General features: G+C 69.8%; 1 protein-coding gene. It reads right to left on the bottom strand.

Going from position 1 to position 649, the window contains the following annotated elements; all coding sequences use genetic code 11:
* Positions 1 to 533, bottom strand: a 533-nt coding sequence (locus tag RB628_RS41115; RefSeq protein ID WP_318325730.1) for a DoxX family membrane protein, incomplete at its 3' end; no start/stop codon positions are given.
* Positions 534 to 649: the final 116 nt, after the last annotated feature.

The following is a 649-nucleotide window of genomic DNA, read 5'->3' as shown; positions in this document are numbered from 1 at the left end:
AGGGCGACGGCGTAGATCAGGTGGTAGTCGACGAAGGGGTTCGTCGACATGCTCAGTTCGCCGTCGGAGAGGTGCTTGGCCGGCGGCCACTCGGCGATCCACATCAGCGCCATCATCACGGTGCCCGCGACGGCGGCGAGCCGCAGAGCGACCCCCGCGACCAGCGCGAGGCCGATCCCGAGCAGACCGAGCATGAACAGCCAGTTCGCCCAGGTGTCCCCGGCCCAGGAGTGGAACGTGGACTCCATCGGGCCGACCGCCACATTGCCCAGGAATCCCTGGGTCGGCGACCCGCCGTCGATCCAGCCCTTGCCCGACGGGGTCGCGTAGCCGAAGCCGAAGGTCTTGTCGAGGAACGCCCACAGGAAGACGAAGCCGGTCAGCAGGCGCAGGGAGGCGAAGGCACAGGCCCGCGCGGTGTGCGTGCCGGCGGTGGCCGACACGTCCGACTCGGATGCGGACGCGGTCCGGTTCCTGCGCAGCGACGGCAGGTGGAAACCGGAGCTCCGGTGCGGGTGCTCGTGCACGGCCATGATGGTGATCCCTTCGGGGATGATCGGGTCGGTCGTTCCTGACACCACTCACTCTCGTGGCAGGGGGCGCGCGACGCCGGATGCCGAAGGTCCGCGACCACGGGGCCGAACGTCCC

Source organism: Streptomyces sp. ADMS (assembly GCF_033441795.1).
Taxonomy (GTDB): domain Bacteria; phylum Actinomycetota; class Actinomycetes; order Streptomycetales; family Streptomycetaceae; genus Streptomyces.
The sequence above is the reverse complement of the archived record's forward strand: the minus strand, read 5'-3'. Positions and strand labels throughout refer to the sequence as shown.